Annotated in this window: 19 protein-coding genes and 1 riboswitch; of the genes, 8 read left to right on the forward strand and 11 right to left on the reverse strand. The window is 47.4% G+C overall.

The genetic code is table 11. The features are described from left to right. Positions 1 to 129: 129 nt before the first annotated feature. Both HR45_RS02585 and bcp read left to right on the forward strand, forming a co-directional pair. Positions 130 to 672 (forward strand): glycine cleavage system transcriptional repressor, encoded by a 543-nt coding sequence (locus tag HR45_RS02585; RefSeq protein ID WP_037439501.1) that lies wholly within the window; start codon positions 130 to 132, stop codon positions 670 to 672. A 25-nt stretch (positions 673 to 697) separates the two neighbouring features. Next, the gene (gene bcp / locus HR45_RS02590; RefSeq protein ID WP_037439503.1) at positions 698 to 1,168 is read left to right on the forward strand and encodes a thioredoxin-dependent thiol peroxidase; all 471 of its coding nucleotides are present in this window, start codon (positions 698 to 700) and stop codon (positions 1,166 to 1,168) included. 71 nt (positions 1,169 to 1,239) lie between these two features. Here bcp and thiH read toward each other — a convergent pair whose 3' ends face one another. The 10 genes from thiH to seqA form a co-directional block, all read right to left on the reverse strand. Continuing rightward, positions 1,240 to 2,361, reverse strand: a complete 1,122-nt coding sequence (gene thiH / locus HR45_RS02595) for a 2-iminoacetate synthase ThiH (protein WP_037439505.1) — start codon at positions 2,359 to 2,361, stop codon at positions 1,240 to 1,242. Then, on the reverse strand, positions 2,361 to 3,137 hold the full coding sequence (locus HR45_RS02600) for a thiazole synthase (RefSeq protein ID WP_037439507.1): 777 nt from the start codon (positions 3,135 to 3,137) through the stop codon (positions 2,361 to 2,363). Before HR45_RS02600 ends, thiH begins: the two co-directional genes overlap by 1 nt. A gap of 2 nt (positions 3,138 to 3,139) precedes the next feature. Further along, positions 3,140 to 3,340 carry a sulfur carrier protein ThiS gene (gene thiS, locus HR45_RS02605; protein WP_052074439.1) on the reverse strand — a complete coding sequence of 67 codons (201 nt, stop codon included), beginning with the start codon at positions 3,338 to 3,340 and terminating at the stop codon, positions 3,140 to 3,142. Beyond that, complete coding sequence (locus HR45_RS02610; RefSeq protein WP_037439511.1) at positions 3,337 to 4,119, reverse strand: HesA/MoeB/ThiF family protein; 783 nt, start codon at positions 4,117 to 4,119, stop codon at positions 3,337 to 3,339. Before HR45_RS02610 ends, thiS begins: the two co-directional genes overlap by 4 nt. Then, the gene (locus HR45_RS02615) at positions 4,119 to 5,657 is read right to left on the reverse strand and encodes a bifunctional hydroxymethylpyrimidine kinase/phosphomethylpyrimidine kinase (protein WP_037439513.1); all 1,539 of its coding nucleotides are present in this window, start codon (positions 5,655 to 5,657) and stop codon (positions 4,119 to 4,121) included. The genes HR45_RS02610 and HR45_RS02615 overlap by 1 nt, the downstream gene beginning before the upstream one ends. Then, positions 5,654 to 7,546, reverse strand: a complete 1,893-nt coding sequence (thiC, locus tag HR45_RS02620; RefSeq protein WP_037439515.1) for a phosphomethylpyrimidine synthase ThiC — start codon at positions 7,544 to 7,546, stop codon at positions 5,654 to 5,656. Before thiC ends, HR45_RS02615 begins: the two co-directional genes overlap by 4 nt. Positions 7,547 to 7,669: 123 nt before the next feature. Next, positions 7,670 to 7,770: riboswitch (TPP riboswitch) on the reverse strand. 214 nt (positions 7,771 to 7,984) lie between these two features. Further along, the gene (locus tag HR45_RS02625; protein ID WP_037439517.1) at positions 7,985 to 8,386 is read right to left on the reverse strand and encodes a GFA family protein; all 402 of its coding nucleotides are present in this window, start codon (positions 8,384 to 8,386) and stop codon (positions 7,985 to 7,987) included. Between the two features lie 85 nt (positions 8,387 to 8,471). After that, positions 8,472 to 8,945, reverse strand: coding sequence for an NYN domain-containing protein (locus HR45_RS02630; protein ID WP_037439519.1), 474 nt, complete (start codon positions 8,943 to 8,945; stop codon positions 8,472 to 8,474). 111 nt (positions 8,946 to 9,056) lie between these two features. Further along, on the reverse strand, positions 9,057 to 10,709 hold the full coding sequence (gene pgm, locus HR45_RS02635) for a phosphoglucomutase (alpha-D-glucose-1,6-bisphosphate-dependent) (protein ID WP_037439521.1): 1,653 nt from the start codon (positions 10,707 to 10,709) through the stop codon (positions 9,057 to 9,059). A 42-nt stretch (positions 10,710 to 10,751) separates the two neighbouring features. After that, a complete protein-coding gene (seqA, locus tag HR45_RS02640) occupies positions 10,752 to 11,348 on the reverse strand; it encodes a replication initiation negative regulator SeqA (protein WP_037439522.1) in 597 nt (198 codons plus the stop codon). A 254-nt stretch (positions 11,349 to 11,602) separates the two neighbouring features. On the opposite strand from seqA, the gene HR45_RS02645 reads away from it, so the two are divergent. The 5 genes from HR45_RS02645 (at position 11,603) to efp (ending at position 15,188) form a co-directional block, all read left to right on the forward strand. Continuing rightward, positions 11,603 to 12,382: an alpha/beta fold hydrolase gene (locus tag HR45_RS02645; RefSeq protein WP_037440276.1), complete on the forward strand. Its 780-nt coding sequence runs from the start codon at positions 11,603 to 11,605 to the stop codon at positions 12,380 to 12,382. A 121-nt stretch (positions 12,383 to 12,503) separates the two neighbouring features. Further along, on the forward strand, positions 12,504 to 12,776 hold the full coding sequence (gene ybfE / locus HR45_RS02650; protein WP_037439524.1) for a LexA regulated protein: 273 nt from the start codon (positions 12,504 to 12,506) through the stop codon (positions 12,774 to 12,776). Positions 12,777 to 12,830: 54 nt separating this feature from the next. Further along, positions 12,831 to 13,358, forward strand: a complete 528-nt coding sequence (fldA, locus tag HR45_RS02655) for a flavodoxin FldA (RefSeq protein WP_037439526.1) — start codon at positions 12,831 to 12,833, stop codon at positions 13,356 to 13,358. 56 nt (positions 13,359 to 13,414) lie between these two features. Next, positions 13,415 to 14,578: an elongation factor P maturation arginine rhamnosyltransferase EarP gene (gene earP / locus HR45_RS02660; protein ID WP_037440278.1), complete on the forward strand. Its 1,164-nt coding sequence runs from the start codon at positions 13,415 to 13,417 to the stop codon at positions 14,576 to 14,578. 46 nt (positions 14,579 to 14,624) lie between these two features. Continuing rightward, entirely contained in the window at positions 14,625 to 15,188 is a 564-nt protein-coding gene (gene efp / locus HR45_RS02665; RefSeq protein ID WP_037439528.1) for an elongation factor P, read from the forward strand. 91 nt (positions 15,189 to 15,279) lie between these two features. Here efp and HR45_RS02670 read toward each other — a convergent pair whose 3' ends face one another. Then, positions 15,280 to 16,662 carry a Na+/H+ antiporter NhaC family protein gene (locus HR45_RS02670; RefSeq protein WP_037439530.1) on the reverse strand — a complete coding sequence of 461 codons (1,383 nt, stop codon included), beginning with the start codon at positions 16,660 to 16,662 and terminating at the stop codon, positions 15,280 to 15,282. Positions 16,663 to 17,197: 535 nt separating this feature from the next. On the opposite strand from HR45_RS02670, the gene HR45_RS02680 reads away from it, so the two are divergent. Next, positions 17,198 to 18,412 (forward strand): pyridoxal phosphate-dependent aminotransferase, encoded by a 1,215-nt coding sequence (locus HR45_RS02680; RefSeq protein ID WP_037439534.1) that lies wholly within the window; start codon positions 17,198 to 17,200, stop codon positions 18,410 to 18,412. Positions 18,413 to 18,437 lie beyond the last annotated feature (25 nt).

Raw genomic sequence — 18,437 nt, forward strand, 5'->3', positions numbered from 1 at the left:
TTTAGATGACAAGGGCTTGCGAAGCTAACATTTCGAATAAGTTGTGGTAGCATTACCGAAAGCACAAAAATTGTTGCATTACAGCATAGTTATCCCCCTTTGATTGCTTCAAACACATAAGGAATTTTCATGACCAACTATCTGGTCGTCACCGCGATGGGTACAGACCGTCCGGGACTGGTCGCCAGACTTGCCAAGTTGGCAACTGACTGCGACTGCGACATTGTTGATAGCAGAATGGCGGGCTTCGGTAACGAATTCACCATGATTATGATGATGTCAGGCTCTTGGCCCGCAATTACTCAGCTTGAAAGCCAATTACCGCAACTAAGTGTTGAGCTTGAATTGCTTACGGTAATGAAGCGCACTTCAAAACATACGCCACTCAATTACGCGTCTCGATTAGAGGTCACCTTGCACGGACAGGACCAACGCGGTACGTTGCGCAAAATTACCGAGTTCATTGCTGACCGTTCACTCGATTTAGGTGCAGTGCGTTCCTTCGCGACAGACGAAGATGAAAATATTCAGCACTTGTTCCTGGCGATCAATATTCCAGAAAATGTTGATCTAGAAGAACTAGAACAGAGTATTGCTACCGTGGCGGGCAATTTAAATCTCACTTGCAGCATTAAACGTATGCAAGGCGTACAGGTGCCCGACATCGGTTAAGTAACACCACCATAAGGAATTTGATATGACTCCGTTGACTGAGGGACAAGTAGCGCCCGCTTTTGTATTAAAAAATCAGAACGGTGAAGACGTTTCATTAGCTGAGACACTGAAAACCCATCGTGTATTGGTATATTTCTATCCTAAAGCGATGACACCGGGTTGCACGGTACAAGCGTGTGGCTTACGTGATACAGATGCAGAATTAACCGCTCGCGGCGTTAAAGTGTTTGGTATCAGCCCTGATCCTGTTGCCAAACTGAAAAAATTTGAAGAGAAGTATGAGCTTAACTTTGAGTTACTTAGCGACGAAGACCATCAAATCGCAGACGGTTTTGGTGTGTGGGGCGAGAAGAAATTCATGGGAAAAGTGTACGATGGTATTCATCGCTTGAGTTTTCTTATTGGCCAAGATGGCAAGGTGGAGAAATTCTTCGATAAGTTCAAAACCAAAGATCATCACGACGTTGTGCTGGCCTATCTCGACGGCAAGTAAATAGTTATTGAGACATCAACCGGAATAAGAAAAAGCCCGCATTAAGCGGGCTTTTTGCTAGGCCTTGGACGTTACCATTGCTGCTGCCAATCTTTAAACACAGGTTGCATTCCCCGAGCTTTGATCGCTGCAGTTACTTGTGCCACTGTGCGTTCATCATTGATGGCAAACTGATCCAACGCTGTTTGTGGATTTGCATAGCCACCGGGTTCGGTAGAACTCTCTGCACTCATATGCGTAATCCCAAGTCCCATCAAGTTATCGCGCAGTTGAGCAGATTCTCGCGTAGACAGACTCAGTTCGACATTGGGTGAAAATAGTCGAAAAGCACAAAGCATCTGTACCAATTGACTATCGCTCATCATCTCTAGGTCAATGTTGCTTCCCACACAGGGCCGCAATCTCGGCACTGAGATACTAAAGCGACTACGCCAATAGCGCTGTTCCAGATATTGTAGATGATGGCCGAGCAACAAACTTTCAATACGCCAATCCGCGAGTCCGAGTAAGGCGCCGATGCCAATCTTATCTACACCAGCGCTGGCCGCTCTATCTGGACAATCTAAGCGCCAAGCAAAATCACGCTTCTTGCCATGATGATGATGTTGAGCGTAAACAGCAGGTTGATAGCTTTCTTGATAGACCATCACCGCATCTAGGCCGTGAGCAACTAATGTTTGATATTCTTGTATTTCCAGTGGCTGAATTTCTAGCGCCAAATAACTGAATTGTGACGCGCATTGATTGAGTGCTTCGATAAAGTAATCGAGCCCGACTTTGCGCGAATGTTCGCCCGCAACCAGTAAAACTGAATCAAAGCCCCGCCGCTGCAAAATCGCTATTTCAGCCGCCCGCTCCTGCTCAGTTAACACCTTACGCTTTATTTGATTGTGACTACTGAAGCCGCAGTAATCACAATCATTGGCGCAGAGATTTGACACATACAATGGCGCATATAGCTGAATGTTGCCGCCGAAACGCTGACGAGTTAGCTGCGCAGATAACTGCGCCATTGGCTCTATATACGCGGCAGCCGCTGGTGACAATAACGCGGATAACGCTTCAGTATTGCCGATAATCCGCTGTGGATGCTTAAGCCAATCCTCGACGCTGGTTGGTGTATGACTATTGAGCGCCAGTCGGAGTCTATCAACGTTAAGATCCGCGAGTTCCTCTGAAAATCCCGTTGCCATCATGCAGCTCCTTGTGCCCTTAGAAAGCCTGTCAGAGGGCTGGAAGCACTCGCTGAGGTTTGCACTTGCCCTAATCCAGCTTCGAACGCCTGTCGTCCCACGGTTACTGCATCACGGAAACAGGCCGCCATCGCAACGGGGTCTCTTGCTGAGGCAATTGCAGTATTTACCAGTACTGCATCTGCGCCCAACTCTATTGCTTGCATCGCCTGCGCTGGTGAGCCGATGCCCGCATCGATAATCACCGGCACTTGTGCCTGCTCAATAATAATTTTTAGAAAAGGCGCGCTGGCTAAGCCCTGATTAGAGCCGATTGGACTGCCAAGCGGCATTACTGCGGCGCAGCCAATCTCCTGCAATCGGCAACATAGCACCGGGTCAGCGTGTACATATGGCAGCACCTTAAAACCCTGTTTAACTAACTCGGCGCACGCATCGAAGGTTTCCATGGGATCCGGTAGCAGATAACGCGGATCCGGATGGATCTCAACTTTGACCCATTCTGTGGCTAACATTTCCCGTCCCAACTCGGCGGCGAATATCGCCTCTTTGGCCGTACGCGCTCCTGAGGTGTTGGGCAGTAGCTTGCAGCCAGCCTTCACCAGCGGTTTCAAAATGTCATCATTACCCCGGGTAAAATCGATTCGCTTCATGGCGACCGTGACCATTGACGCGTCACTGGCGCTTATGGCATCTAGCATGGTGTCAGCATCGGAAAACTTGCCGGTGCCAGTGAATAACCGGCTGGAAAATTGGGTATCGGCGATGGTAAGCATTATTAACCTCCTGCAACCGCGGAAAATATTTCAATTTCATCATTGGCCTGGCAGATGGTCGTTGACCAACTGCTGCGCGGTGTAATGACGCCGTTCACGACAACAGCCACGCTATTAGCAGCAATATCGCGTTGCTCTAGCAAAGTAGTGATACTGATGTTGAGCAGAACCTCTTCTGCAACGGCATTAATGATGAGTTTCATGAGCACTTCCTTAACGCTGTCGCGCAGTTGTTGCATACCGGGTCGCGGCTACGACGTAGCTTGTTAAATCGCCAATGGGTAAAGTCTATGTGTAGTAGTTGCCCAAAAAGATGATTGGGTTGCCCGCTAAGATGGCGTAGCGCCAACTCCGCCTGCAGCGATGCAACAGTTGCCACAGCAGAGCCCATCACGCCTTGTGATGCACAGCTTTGAGCTGTTTTGGTACCTGTTGGAAATACACAGTGTAAGCAGCCAGCTTCGGCTACATCTTCGGCGACAAACAGCGCCAACCACGCTTGCTCTGCGGAAATCGCGGCACTTAACAGCGCTGTAGTTTGTGCGAATGTCACCCGGCTCAATGCATGACGGCAGGCAAAGTTATCCGAACAATCCAGCACTAAGTCTGCGTCGCGGAGACAGTGGGCCTTGCTCTCATCAAATGCACCAACAATGGTGTTGATAGCAACTTCGTTATAGCGCTGGCGTAATTTGCGGGCAGCAACCAGCACTTTTGCTTGGGCGATGTGGCTATCCCGGTAAAGGGTTTGCCGTGGCAGGTTATCGAGCGCAACTTTATCTGGGTCTATTAGGGTTAACTGACCAACGCCGGCAGCCGCGAGCAACTGGGCGGCTTGCTGTCCCAGTCCGCCTAAACCGACGATAACGACATGGGAGTTGAGCAAATTAAGTTGTCCGCGCTCGCCATAAGCGGGCAACATGATCTGTTTGGAATAGCGTATAAACTGGCGGTCGCTAAGTGCATTTTGCTTAGTTCTCATCACACAATGCCCTCCACATCAGTTTCAGACTGCCATTGTCGCGCCAAGGTTAAATACGCAAGCGCAGGATCGTTGGCATGGATAACAGCGCTCACAATGGCGGCGGCTTGAACTCCACAGTCTTGTATGTCGTTAAGGTTTTGCGCATTGATTCCGCCAATGGCAACGGTGGCAAGTGCGGGAGCAAAGGTGGCACCATAGTGCATTAGCCGCGAAAGTCCTTGTGGCTGCGAAGGCATCACTTTGGTCGTGGTTGGGAAAATATGCCCCAATGCCAAATAATCTGGTTGCTGTTCAAGTGCAATTAACGCTTCGAAATAGCTATGGCTAGAAAGCCCCAGCACGATTCCCGCCGTTTTCAGTGCATCGAGATCGGCACGCAGGAAATCCTCTTGCCCAAGATGCACACCGTACGCCTGATACTTCAAGGCTAGCTGCCAATGGTCATTGATAAATAGCTGTGTCTGATAGCGCTTTGCCAATGCAACGGCCTGCTTGATAGTGGTATCGAGCAATCCTTCATCCGTTGCTTTCATCCGCAGTTGCAAGGTGCGACAACCACATTGAAGGAGCAGCGCGAGTTGCTCCAAGTTGCTAACAATTGGATAGACTTTGCTGGCAAATTGAAATGCAGATAATGAGTTGCGGCAGATAGCTTTCGCTTCTTGCAACGGTAACACGTGCGGAAAATGGGCGACATTTTTAGGAAAGCCTGATTTGGCAATTACACCAGCGCCGTAGCCAATTGGATACCCATTCTGCAGCCCGCTATGTACGTAGGCTTTTGCTATGACGATGGCGTCAGGTATCACCCATTGTTGGGCGATTAACGCCGCGATAGCGCTCGACAGGGTGCAACCGCTGCCATGATTATGCTTGGTCGCAATGCGTAAGCTGCGCAATTTAAAGCCACGATTCAGATGCTGCTCAGCACAAAATGGCGGTTGGCGGAGAAATAGCAGGTCGTCGGCCCATTCAGGCTCGGCAAGATCTCCACCTTTTAACAGCAGGTGCGCTGGTGTCATTTGCTGCAGTGCGGGCAGCGCATCTATAAATTGCGAAAACGTTGAGCAGGCTGTTCCACATAGTTGCCCAACTTCAAAAGCATTTGGGGTAAACACTTGGATAAGTGTTAGTAATGGGCCGAAGTCGAGTTCTGTCCGGTTAAAATCATGCCCTGTGGTGGCGCACAGCACAGGATCTAACACGATCGGCACGCCGGATAGATGTTGCGTCAACCAGCCCGCTAAGCAGTTAAGTTGCGCTTGGTCGGCAATTAATCCAATTTTAATCGCCACGGGCCTCATGTCACTTAACAAGGTGTCAAGTTGAGCAAGGAGTATTGCATTGCTTACCGCTTCAACACTCGTGACCCCTAGCGAATTTTGTGCCGTAACGGCGGTGACAACTGAACATGCGTGGCAGCCTAAATCCTCCACCGTATGAACGTCGGCTTGCATGCCTGCCCCCCCGCCACTGTCACTGGCAGAGATGCACCACACAATTGGGTGTTTTCGCAAATTACATTCTTGTGTCATTGCTCAACCTCCTCAGCGATAAGAGGTTGATATAACTGTGCGCCCTGTTGATTAAAGCTTTGCGCCATTTGTTGCATACCTTGCTGCTGTTGATTAGCGGCATACTCGCGAACTTCTTGGCTAATCTTCATCGAGCAAAACTTAGGACCACACATTGAACAAAAATGCGCCACTTTAGCTGAGGCTTGAGGTAGTGACTCATCGTGGAATTCACGCGCGGTTTCAGGATCGAGGCCTAAATTGAATTGGTCTTGCCAGCGAAAATCGAAGCGTGCTTTAGACATCGCATTATCGCGTAGCTGCGCCGCAGGATGTCCTTTTGCTACGTCAGCGGCATGAGCTGCGATTTTGTAGGCAATCAGCCCCTGCTTAACGTCTTCTTTGTTGGGTAATCCTAAATGTTCTTTGGGCGTGACATAGCACAGCATGGCGCAGCCATACCAAGCGATCATTGCCGCACCTATGCCGGACGTGAAATGATCATAGCCGGGCGCAATATCGGTGATTTGCGGCCCTAAAGTGTAAAACGGTGCGCCATGGCAACAGGCGAGCTGCTTATCCATGTTTTCCTTCACCAACTGCATCGGGACATGTCCGGGGCCTTCGATAATGGTTTGAACATCATATTCCCACGCGATCTTGACCAGTTCACCCAGCGTTTCGAGTTCCGCAAACTGCGCCTCATCATTCGCGTCGCTGATACACCCTGGACGCATCCCATCTCCGAGTGATAGCGATACATCATAAGCCGCGCAAATTTCGCAGATTTCGCGGAAATGTTGATAAAGAAAATTCTCCTGATGATGGCTCAAACACCACTTAGCCATAATCGACCCTCCACGGGAGACAATACCCGTGATGCGATTGGCTGTAAGGGGAACAAAGCGCAGAAGTACGCCAGCATGGATGGTAAAGTAATCTACCCCCTGCTCTGCCTGCTCAATCAAGGTGTCCTTAAACACCTGCCAATTGAGATCTTCTGCGATGCTATTCACTTTCTCTAGCGCTTGATAGATAGGCACAGTCCCAATAGGGACTGGTGAATTACGGATAATCCATTCGCGGATTTCATGGATATTCCGTCCAGTGGACAAATCCATTACAGTGTCAGCGCCCCAACGTGTCGCCCACACCAGCTTTTCAACCTCCTCTTCGACGCCTGACGACACGGAAGAATTGCCGATATTGGCATTCACCTTCACCAAAAAATTACGCCCAATAATCATTGGTTCGGCCTCAGGATGATTGATATTGAGCGGAATAATGGCGCGACCAGCCGCAACCTCCTGTCTGACGAACTCAGGGGTTATGTGAGAAGGAATATTGGCGCCAAATGCCTGTCCAAGCTGGCGTCGATTTAGCTGCTCGTCCCGCATTGAATCGAGCGCCATATTTTCGCGAATCGCGATATATTCCATCTCAGGCGTAATGACACCTTGGCGGGCGTAATGCAGCTGCGTAACTCGTTTACCACTGAGTGCACGACGAATGATCGGCAGTTGGGTGAATAGTCTTTGGGTTAACGGTGGTTGCTCACGACGTTGTTTAGTGTAAGTGGCGGTTACGTCTGCTAGTTGTTCGCTGTCTTGTCGCTCAATAATCCAATGCTCACGGCTTCTCGGCAATCCACGCTGCAAATCTATATGAGCGTTGGCATCACTGTAAGCCCCGGCGGTGTCGTACACCGGAATATCAGGGTTGGGAAGAGTGACAGAATTACCGTCGGTAGTTGCTACAAGGCTTGATGTTTGCTCGATGACACGCATTCCTACCTGCAGGTCATCACGACTACCTTGCAAGTAAATTTTGCGTGAACCAACGGGCTTTTGCGCTGCTAACTCAGCAATAAATGTTTGCGCCTGCTGGCGCTGTTGACGACGTGTTGACATAAGCAATCTCATTTTGTTGAAAGATGAAGTTGCTTGTCAGGAGAGTTGATAAGAAAAGCTCGGTGAAATGAGTAACTCAAGACTCACCAACGTTATTGCTGCTAACACAAAGGTGCCCGCAGCAATAACGTTCAGCTTGTTTCCTTCGCAGGTGCTAACCTGATCAGGTTCAACGGATCCCGAATTAACGGTCTCAGCCCAGTTGGGCACTCCGACAAGTGGTAAAAGTATAATCATATAAATTTTAATCATGCAACAATTTATATGACAATTGCTATTGAATAAAAGACAGATATTTACATCCATTAATATTATGAAAATTATGACTTTTCAATAAGAATTAATTGGAATTTGATTTTTTTGGTGAATTTAATTGATTGGAAAAGTGGTTGATAGATCACGATGATTGGGCAATTGCGAATGCGATTTATCGAGGCGTTAGACGCGGTCAGCCGGATGATGAATGCCATCAACCGTTTTTATCTCACCTAGCTCGTAGGGATTGACGCCTTCAAGGCAACCTACATTGACGCCATATTGATTGGGATTTGAGCGCCGTTGGTGATGGGTGTAGATGCCGCAATTACTGCAAAAGTAGTGCTTAGCGGTGTGAGTATTGAATTGATAACATTTCAGCACGTCAGCACCTTTGACAATTTCAATACCATCAAGCGCTACGGAAGCAACAATCGCCCCTTTACGCTGGCAAATTGAGCAATTACAACGCCGCGGGTTTTCGATGCCGTTAGGTAATGTGAGTCGCAGTTCTACTGCGCCGCAATGGCAGCTTGCCTTATGTTTAGGCTGAATGAGGGTATTACCGACTTGCTTTATGGTCATTTGCCTTCCTAATACGTATAACGCTATTTAACGTGAAAAGCTCAACAAGCGAATGTTGCGGTGAGCTGTTGATACTTGGCAATTTTTACAGTAATAGCTGCTCATCAATTGCCATGAACTTGTCCGCGGCGTTCATCAACGATGCAGCGGTTAATGGCGGCACACCGTACACTTCCACACATTTTTGATGATTCTGCCGTAGGGTTTGTACTAAAGGTTCAAAATCACCATCGCCTGATACCAACACGACAACATCAGCATCAGCCGTTTGCTCGAGCGCGTCAATGGTAATGCCGACATCCCAGTCGCCTTTTGCTGAGCCATCGGCTCGCTGAATAAACGGTTTCAGTTTTACCTCGAATCCAATTGCGCGAAGAATATTTTGAAACTCTCGCTGTTTAATATCACCACGGTCAATTGCATAGGCGAACGCCGCCACAACTCGCCGCCCTTGACTGACGTGTGCCCAGAAGCGGTTATAATCGAAATTACGCCCATATGTCTGCCGGACCGTGTAATAGACATTTTGCACATCAACCAAAATCGCGACATTTTCCATAAATTAGTTATACTCTTGTGCGTAGGACTTCTACGTTAGCAAACTGCCAGTTTGCGCCATAAAAAAGCCGCTAATACAGCGGCTTTTTTATTGTCTGTTAGCAGTAAATGCTTAACCTTTGAGCGCGTTTTTAATCAACGCCTGTGCTTCGGTTAACATCACTTCTAAATGATCTTCACTAATGAAGCTTTCAGCATAAACTTTATATAACGCCTCTGTGCCCGATGGGCGCGCTGCAAACCAACCATTTGCGGTGTTAACCTTAAGGCCGCCAATAGCCGCGCCATTACCTGGTGCATGTGTTAGCACACTTTCAATTGGTTCTCCCGCCAGTTCAGTGGCACCCAATGTTTCTGCATTGAGCTCACCGAACTTAGCTTTCTGTTTAGCACTAATCGGGCTGTCTACACGGCGATAGTAGCTGGTACCATATTCCGAAATCAGCTCTTGATAACGTTGTGCTGGCGTTTTGCCCGTAACCGCGAGAATTTCTGCGGCTAGTAAGCCGAGAATGATGCCATCCTTGTCTGTACACCAAGTAGAACCATCAAAGCGCAGGAAGGCTGCACCCGCGCTTTCTTCACCGCCAAAGGCGAAACTGCCGTCGGCCAAACCATCAACAAACCATTTAAAACCTACCGGTACTTCACATAGGTTGCGCTTGTGGCCAGCAACAATGCGGTCAATTAACGCGCTGGAAACAAGTGTCTTACCGATTTTGAGGTCGTTCGACCACAGTGGACGATGGGTCAGCAGATAATCAATCGCAACCGCCAAATAATGGTTTGGATTCATTAAACCAAAGCCTGGGCAGACAATACCATGACGGTCATAATCAGGGTCATTGCCCAAACACAGATCAAATTCGTCCTGATGCTTTAGCAATCCCGCCATTGCGTAAGGCGATGAGCAGTCCATACGGATCTTGCCGTCTTTGTCGAGCGGCATAAAGCCAAAAGTTGGATCGACTCTATCATTGACAAGCGTGACATCAATACCGAATTCTTCGGCAATAACTTCCCAATAATAAATGCCTGAGCCACCCAGAGGGTCTGCGCCAATTTTAACGCCAGCGTTAGCTATCGCTTTAACGTCGACAACGTTTTTCAGGTCTTTAACATAGGGACGGATAAGGTCGCGTTCAGCGACTAGGCCGACATTTTTCGCCAAGCCGTAATTAAGCTTTTTCACCCCTTCCAGACGGTTCTTCAGGTATTCGTTAGCCCGATCTTCAATCCAGGAGGTAACTTGACCTTCGGCAGGACCGCCATGTGGTGGGTTATATTTAATACCACCGTCCTGTGGCGGATTATGTGACGGCGTGATGATCAAACCATCCGCTAAATCATTAGCGTCGGCCGCTTTGCCTTTGTTCGCGCAAACAATAGCGTGCGACACTACTGGGGTTGGCGTGAAACTCTCATGCAGTTGCACGACGACCTTTACGTCATTAGCAACCAGTACTTCTAACGCTGAAATATAGGCAGCTTGGGACAACGCGTGAGTGTCCATTCCCAGAAACAATTCACCTTTGATGCCAGCTTGATTGCGATAATCTACCGTTGCTTGTGCAATCGCCCAGATGTGATTTTGGTTAAAGCTGGTGGACAACGCCGAACCCCGATGCCCAGAAGTACCGAAGCTGACTTTTTCACCCGCATTTTCGACATTAGGCACCAGACGGTAATAGAGACTCATCAGTTTAGGAATATTAATGAGATCTCGCTGTTCGGCAACTTTGCCTGCTCGTTCATGAATGGCCAAAATAAACCCTCTTTCCTTGAATTGAATCCTATTTAGCTAATCTTACTGAGGTAATGCTTGAGCCGCCAATGCCTGCGCTTGTATATCACTACAGCCCAACGCTTTTACTGCTTCAGTGAGAATCGCCTGTTTTTTGCCAGTATTATTGTTGGTGGTCACCCAAAAGCCGCTGTCGCCAATCTCCTTGGGATTACTGGATTTACTCGCTTCCAGCAACGCCTCTTTAGAGCGAGCAAAATACAAACGATCGCGACCTTGCACCTGCAGCACGGCTTCGAACTTAGACGGCGACTGCTGATAAAGCGCATACAAGGCAAACAGAAATCGTCCGACTGCGCCTTTCTGTTCACTCAACTGCGCATCACTCAGCTGGTAATCGCTTGCTGCACTTATGCTGTCTTCTGCTGGCGGTAAATTGTTAGGTTGATAATCGGCATTGGCACTCGCCGCCGTTTCAACCTCAACACTGTTTTCCAATCCAGGATGGCTGAGCGTCACTGCCTCTTGCTGAGTTTCGGCCGATTCAATTACAGGAAGCGCCAATAAGCGGCGTAAAATATCAGAGGCACTCTCACCAATTTTTTCAGTTTTACTGGCAATGTAACCGTATAGTTCTTCGTCTATTTCAATATATTTCATGCTATTCCCTGACATGCTGAGCGATAAAAGTTCGCAGCAAATAGATTTATTAGTTTGCTTGCAGTATGCCACAAAGCGGTTAAATGGACATGGATCGCCACAGGAAAATATCCGCTTTTCATTCGCGAACTGGGTGATCGTAGAAAATAGCAACAGCATGCACCAAGTGACGTCGCTTGTAATGCAGTGATGCTTGTCACACAATATTCGCCCTTCCTACATTCGATTTAGTTATACAGGCAGTAGTAGTCATGGTGAATTTTGTTGATTCAGGTAGCGGTTTTCCTATCGTGCTGATTCATGGCCTTTTTGGCGATTGTGATAATCTCAAGGGATTGGGGCGTGAGCTAGAAGCGCAGTTTCGCGTCATTCGAATCGACTGTCCTAACCATGGTAAAAGTGCGCCAATTCAGCCAATGAGTTATCCGGCAATGGCGCAAGAAATTAAAGCAACGCTTGAATCTATCGGTGTCAGCCGCTTTATGGTGGTGGGACATTCGATGGGCGGCAAAATCGCCATGACCTTAGCGCTCAACTATCCTGACAGTGTTGCTGCCGTTGTTGCTGCTGATATCGCACCTGTTGCTTACCAACCCCATCATCAAAAAGTATTTGCCGGGCTGAGCTCAATGCCAGCCGATATCAAAGACCGTCGCAGCGCATTAGCCCACCTACTGGCGCATGATATCGACGAAGCAACGGCGCAATTTCTGTTGAAAAGTCTGGTACGCGGTGATGACCATATTAGTTGGAAATTTAATCTTCCCGAACTGATCGAGAGCTACCACTACATTGTTGGCTGGTTTAATACTGATGAGACGCAATTGAAACGTTACCAAGGCCCCATTCTGTTTTTACGCGGTGGTGATTCCAATTACGTTATCGCGGACTATCAGCCACAGATTACGGCCCAGTTTCCCCAAGCATCTGCCAAAACCATTGAAGGCACAGGACACTGGCTGCATGCGCAGAAGCCTGCTGTATTTAATCGCATTGTCAGCGAATTTATCACCAAGTGTGCGGTAAATGCGTAACTGCTTATGGCCGATATGAGGAGGCTGTGATATATTCCCGCTTCTTTTTACACATTGGATTTTGCGCCAAGGCGCTTCCAGAGTGAGCCGGCTTCGGTAACGCGCATTTATAATAAGAAACATGGCAAAAGAATCTGCTGACAGAACCACGATCGATCTGTTTTCTTCAGAAAAACGACGTGGTCGACCAAGAAGTAACCCGCTGTCTCGAGAGCAACAGTTGCGTATCAATAAACGTAACCAGATAAAGCGAGATCGAGAGAAGGGATTAAAACGAATAGAGTTAAAGGTGTCACAAGATTTGTTTGACGCCTTGAATGAGAAAGCTGACGCCAGTAACATCAGCCGCAGCCAGCTAATTGAGATCATTCTTCAGGAAAATCTGGCGCGGTAGTATCGAGCGATCTCAGACTTTTTAAGCATTAAACAGTTAACTAAAGGAAAGACGATGGCAACGGTAGGTCTTTTTTTCGGTAGCGACACAGGTAACACTGAAGCAGTCGCCCAAATGATCCAAAAGAAATTGGGCGAGAAGATGGTCGCGGTGAAAGATATTGCCAAGAGCACCAAAGAGGATATCGCCTCATATGATCTGCTGCTCCTAGGTATCCCAACTTGGTACTATGGTGAAGCACAGTGCGATTGGGATGACTTTTTCCCTGAGCTGGAAAAAATCGATTTCAATGACAAGTTAGTCGCCATTTTTGGTTGTGGTGATCAGGAAGATTACGCTGAGTACTTCCTTGATGCGATGGGCACTATTCGTGACATCGTCGAACCACGTGGTGCCATTATTATCGGTCACTGGCCAACTGCGGGTTACGATTTTGAAGCGTCTAAAGCGTTAGTCGATGACAAGCATTTTGTTGGCTTAGGTATCGACGAAGATCGTCAGCCTGAACTGACCGAAGAACGCGTTGATGGCTGGGTTAAGCAGATTTACGAAGAAATGTGCTTAGCTGAACTGGAAGACTAAAATCGAGTTAGTATCAAAAGGCGGCCTATAGCCGCCTTTTTTGTGAATAAATGATGATGACAAACCATTCCGCTAACGCCCATTGGGATATCTTTTGCACCGTCGTCGACAATTATGGCGATATCGGTGTTACTTGGCGGTTGGCAAAACAACTCGCCGATGAATATCAGTTAGCAATCAACTTGTGGGTGGATGATCTCAACAGCTTTCAATTTATCTTACCGCAGTTGGATATCAACCAACTGCAGCAATGTCACCAAGGCGTTAATATCATCAAGTGGGATAAACCTCTTTCGACCCCGTGGGTGCCCGGCGCCGTGCTGATAGAAGCGTTCGCTTGTGAACTGCCTAACGAAATTATGGCCGCGACCGCTAACATCAAGCCATTCCCGCAATGGGTTAACCTTGAATATCTCAGTGCTGAAGCTTGGATTGATGATTGCCACGGATTACAGTCGCCTGTGAAGAATGGGGTCAAAAAGCACTTTTTCTTCCCAGGCTTTAGCAAAAAAAGCGGCGGCTTAATTTGTGAACATTCGCTGTTTGAGCAGCGACAGCAGTGGCAGTCAGAACCTTGCAACCGTCAGGCCTATTTTGACTCACTCGGCATTAACGACATTGGTCGCGACGATGTTGTTGTCAGCTTATTTAGCTATGAGAGCAACGCCATTAAGGCGCTGTGTCAGCAACTAGCTGAAGGAACAACGTTGACCAATCTGCTCGTCCCGAAAGGCCGTGCCCTATCGTCTGTGGCTGCAGGCTTAGGGATAGAACTTCCCCAGTTTGAGCAGACTCAACAGGTTATCCGTGGCAACTTGCAGGTGCATTTACTGCCAATGCAAAATCAGGAACAGTATGACCGCTTACTGTGGTCTTGTGATTTCAATATTGTGCGCGGCGAGGATTCTTTCCTGCGTGCGCAATGGGCGGCCCGGCCTTTCATTTGGCATATCTATCAGCAAGAAGAAGACGCCCATATTGAAAAATTGGGTGCCTTTATGCAGCGATATTGCCAACAGTTATCCCCTGCACTGGCAAACGCCTGGCAAGCGCTAAATTTGGCATTTAATCAAGCGGATGCTGAGGCATTTAGTCAAGCATGGCAGACGCTTATAGTAGATTGGCCGCAACTGACACAACACGCGAAAGTTTGGCCAAAATATGCAATAAACGACGCAGATCTTGCTAATAGGCTAGTGCAAATGCTGAAAAACGGCTAAGATGCTGCGCTGTAGTGAAAAACCGTGAAATATAGGAATCTAGGTAATGAAAACTGCTCAGGAAATCCGCGCAGGTAACGTGATTATGGTTGACGGTCAGCCGATGGTTGTTCTGAAAACCGAATACAACAAATCTGGCCGTAACGCTGCGGTTTGTAAAATGAAACTGAAGAACCTGTTGCTGGGTTCAGGTACTGAAACTGTGTTCAAAGCGGATGACAAATTAGAAGACATCCAACTGGAACGCCTGGAATGTACTTATTCCTACTTTGCTGATCCAATGTACGTATTCATGGATGCTGAATTCAACCAATATGACGTTGAAGCAGAAAACATGGGCGACGCTATCAACTACATCGTTGATGGTATGGAAGAAGTTTGTCAGGTGACTTTCTACGAAGGTAAAGCTATCTCTGTAGAACTGCCTACTACTATCGTTCGTGAAGTTGGTTACACTGAACCAGCTGCACGCGGTGATACCACTGGTAAAGTGATGAAGCCAGCTAAACTGGTTAATTCTGAACTGACCGTGATGGTTGCTGACTTCGTTAAAGAAGGCGACAAAATCGAAATCGATACCCGTACTGGCGAATTCAAGAAACGCGTTTAATCAGTCACTATCGATACAAAAAAGCCAGCATATCTGCTGGCTTTTTTATTAAGGAAAAGGAGCCACTCGGATGACTCCTCTTATTATCAAACTAAGCAATCATAATAAAACCAACAAAGGCCAGCGCCGCTGCTATCAACGCGTAAGGCAACTGCGTAACAGCGTGGCTGACCAAGTTACAACCTGAACCTTGTGCCGCGAGTACGGTTGAGTCTGAGTAGAAACAGGCTTGGCTACCAAATGATGATGCTGACAACAGCGCCCCAATCACCAATGGAATATCTGCACCAACTGATTGCGCCAATGGCATCACGATGGGAATAGTTACCGCAAAAATTCCCCAGCTAGACCCCGTCGCAAACGCTAACAATGCCATCGCCACAAACACCACCGCAGGTAACATAGTGGCTGTCATATAAGGGCTTAGAGAATCAATAACATATTGTGGCAACAATAGCTGATCGCAGACATCTTTGAAGACAAACGCCGCAATGACGGTACCAATTGCAGGCAACATGCTCTTAAAGCCGTCGATCATCTGATCCATCATTTCTGGCAATGACATCAATCGCTGCACGCCATAGTATGGCAAAGTGATGACCAAAGTGGCTAACAGCCCTTTCCAGACATCGATATCGAAGTACACAGTAAAACCAACCAGCAAGAACATCGGCACTAAGAAGTTATGTAATTGGCCTTGTTTATCTGCCGCCTCAAACTCCTCTTCCATTGCTTTAACGGCGTATTCATCTGAAGTGATCACTTCGTCGAGGTCCACTTGTTCTTTGGCTGGTGTACCTGCTTGCGCTGCAAGTTCTGCTTTTTTCATCGGACCAATAGCCGGCACGATTTTCAACGCAACCAACATCACCATAATCACCGCAAGCCAGGCATATAGCATATAGGGAATCGCCTGCATGTAGACGTGAATCCCCTCGCCTTTAGCGGCGACACCGTTATCAACCAGCAGACCGCCAAAGAATACCGCCCAAGTGGATACCGGCACGATGACGCACACTGGCGCGGCTGTTGAGTCCACAATATAGGCCAGCATCTCACGGGAAATCTTAAAACGGTCTGTTACCCGCTTCATGGTTTCACCGACTGTGAGTGCATTGAGATAGTCATCGATAAAAATGACGATGCCAAGAACAAAGGTCATCATCAATGACGAGCGTGGGCCATTGGCGAATCTCATCGCATTACGGCCAAACGCTAATGCGCCGCCAGTTCGCACCAGCAAGGCAATTAACGCACCAAAACAACCGCACACTAAAATTAACCAGCCAATCGTTTCATCCTGCATCACTTTTAATGATGCATCGGCAAAGTTGTCCAACACACTCGCGGGATCTAACAGAAGTAAACCGGTAACGGCACCGATAATTAACGCCAAAATGGGGCGACGTAACCAAATGGCAAACACTAACACCACAATGGGTGGTATAAGACTTAACGCTGTCGGTTCTGACATGCACTTAGGTCCTCTCACAAGGGCCGAGCGGGCCAACATCATTCTCTGGCAGTCACTACATAAGGTGCAGTTCTGCCGTTATCTGTTTTATTGTCGTGAACGGTGGCAAACTGCCTGTGTTTTCGACGTTTTTTCTAAAACATCGGCCCGAAAATAAAACGCTTTTTTCAGTGAGTCAACTAAATATCTATGCTAACCAGTCTGTTAGCGCGGATGCTCAACAATGGATTGAATTTGTTATTTAAATTCATAGCATTAGCTTTATTGGTTGGAATAGTCTTAATCGCTAGCTATTCACGAAAAACGAATGGCTATTTTTTAATGGTTATTCAATTAATTAGAATTATTCGCAATATATTCATCTTTTTGTTAATGCAGAAACAGATGATTACTCTGTTAAATTTTGTAAACCTCCTAATTCTTTAGACTAATACTCTGGATTAAAACGAATTTTTTGAACAATTCCCTTTTTTAATTTGCCGAAATTCGCTATTGTTTCAGCCCTAGTTAATCAAGCCATCAGCTTCGAGGTTATATGAGGCCCATTATTAAATCCCATAAACTGGACAGTGTTTGTTATGACATTCGCGGACCAGTTCATAAGGAAGCCCGTCGCCTAGAAGATGAAGGTCATCGTATCCTCAAGCTCAATATCGGAAATCCGGCGCCGTTCGGATTTGAAGCGCCCGAAGAAATTGTCCGTGATGTGATCCTGAACCTGCCATCTTCTCAAGGTTATTGTGAATCAAAAGGACTCTTTTCGGCGCGTAAAGCGATCGTGCAGCACTATCAAGCTGAAGGTATCCGTGGCATCGATATTGAAGATGTGTATATCGGTAACGGTGTATCTGAGCTGATTATGATGTCGATGCAAGGGTTATTAAACACTGACGATGAAGTGTTGTTGCCCTCGCCAGATTATCCGCTGTGGACCGCTGCAGTAAACTTAGCTGGCGGTAAAGCACGTCACTATATCTGTGATGAAGAAGCCGATTGGTTTCCGGATATCGACGATATCAAAAGTAAAATCACGCCACGCACTCGCGGTATTGTGATTATCAACCCCAACAATCCTACCGGCGCGGTGTACAGTCGCGAGTTGTTGTTAGAGATTGTGGAACTGTGCCGTCAGCACGACCTGATTTTGTTCTCTGACGAAATCTACGACCGCATTCTTTATGATGGTGTTAAACATACCCATGCGGCCAGCTTGTCGTCCGACATTTTGACTGTCACTTTTAACGGCTTGTCTAAAATCTACCGCGCGGCAGGTTTTCGTATCGGTTGGATGGTACTGAGCGGCAATTTAAAAGGCGCTAAAAGCTATATTGAAGGTTTAGATATGCTGTCTTCGATGCGCTTATGTGCCAACGTGCCAAATCAGCATGCAATCCAAACTGCACTTGGTGGCTATCAAAGTATCAACGAGTTAGTTGCCCCAGAAGGTCGTTTGACGGTTCAGCGTGACACCGTATATGAACTGCTGAATCAAATTCCTGGTGTCAGCGTTAAAAAGCCACTTGGTGCACTATATGCGTTTCCAAAGCTTGATGCCAAACGCTTTAGCTTACGAGATGATGAGCGGTTAGTGCTCGATCTGTTGCGTGAAAAGAAAATTTTGTTGGTGCAAGGTACCGCCTTTAACTGGGCGCAACCCGATCACCTGCGCGTCGTATTTTTGCCTTATAAGGAAGATTTGCAAAAAGCATTGTTCGCATTTGGTGATTTCCTTAGCCATTACCAGCAGTAGTCGTCACAGATGATGTTTTAAAGCC

The organism is Shewanella mangrovi, from assembly GCF_000753795.1.
In the GTDB taxonomy this organism is placed as follows: domain Bacteria; phylum Pseudomonadota; class Gammaproteobacteria; order Enterobacterales; family Shewanellaceae; genus Shewanella; species Shewanella mangrovi.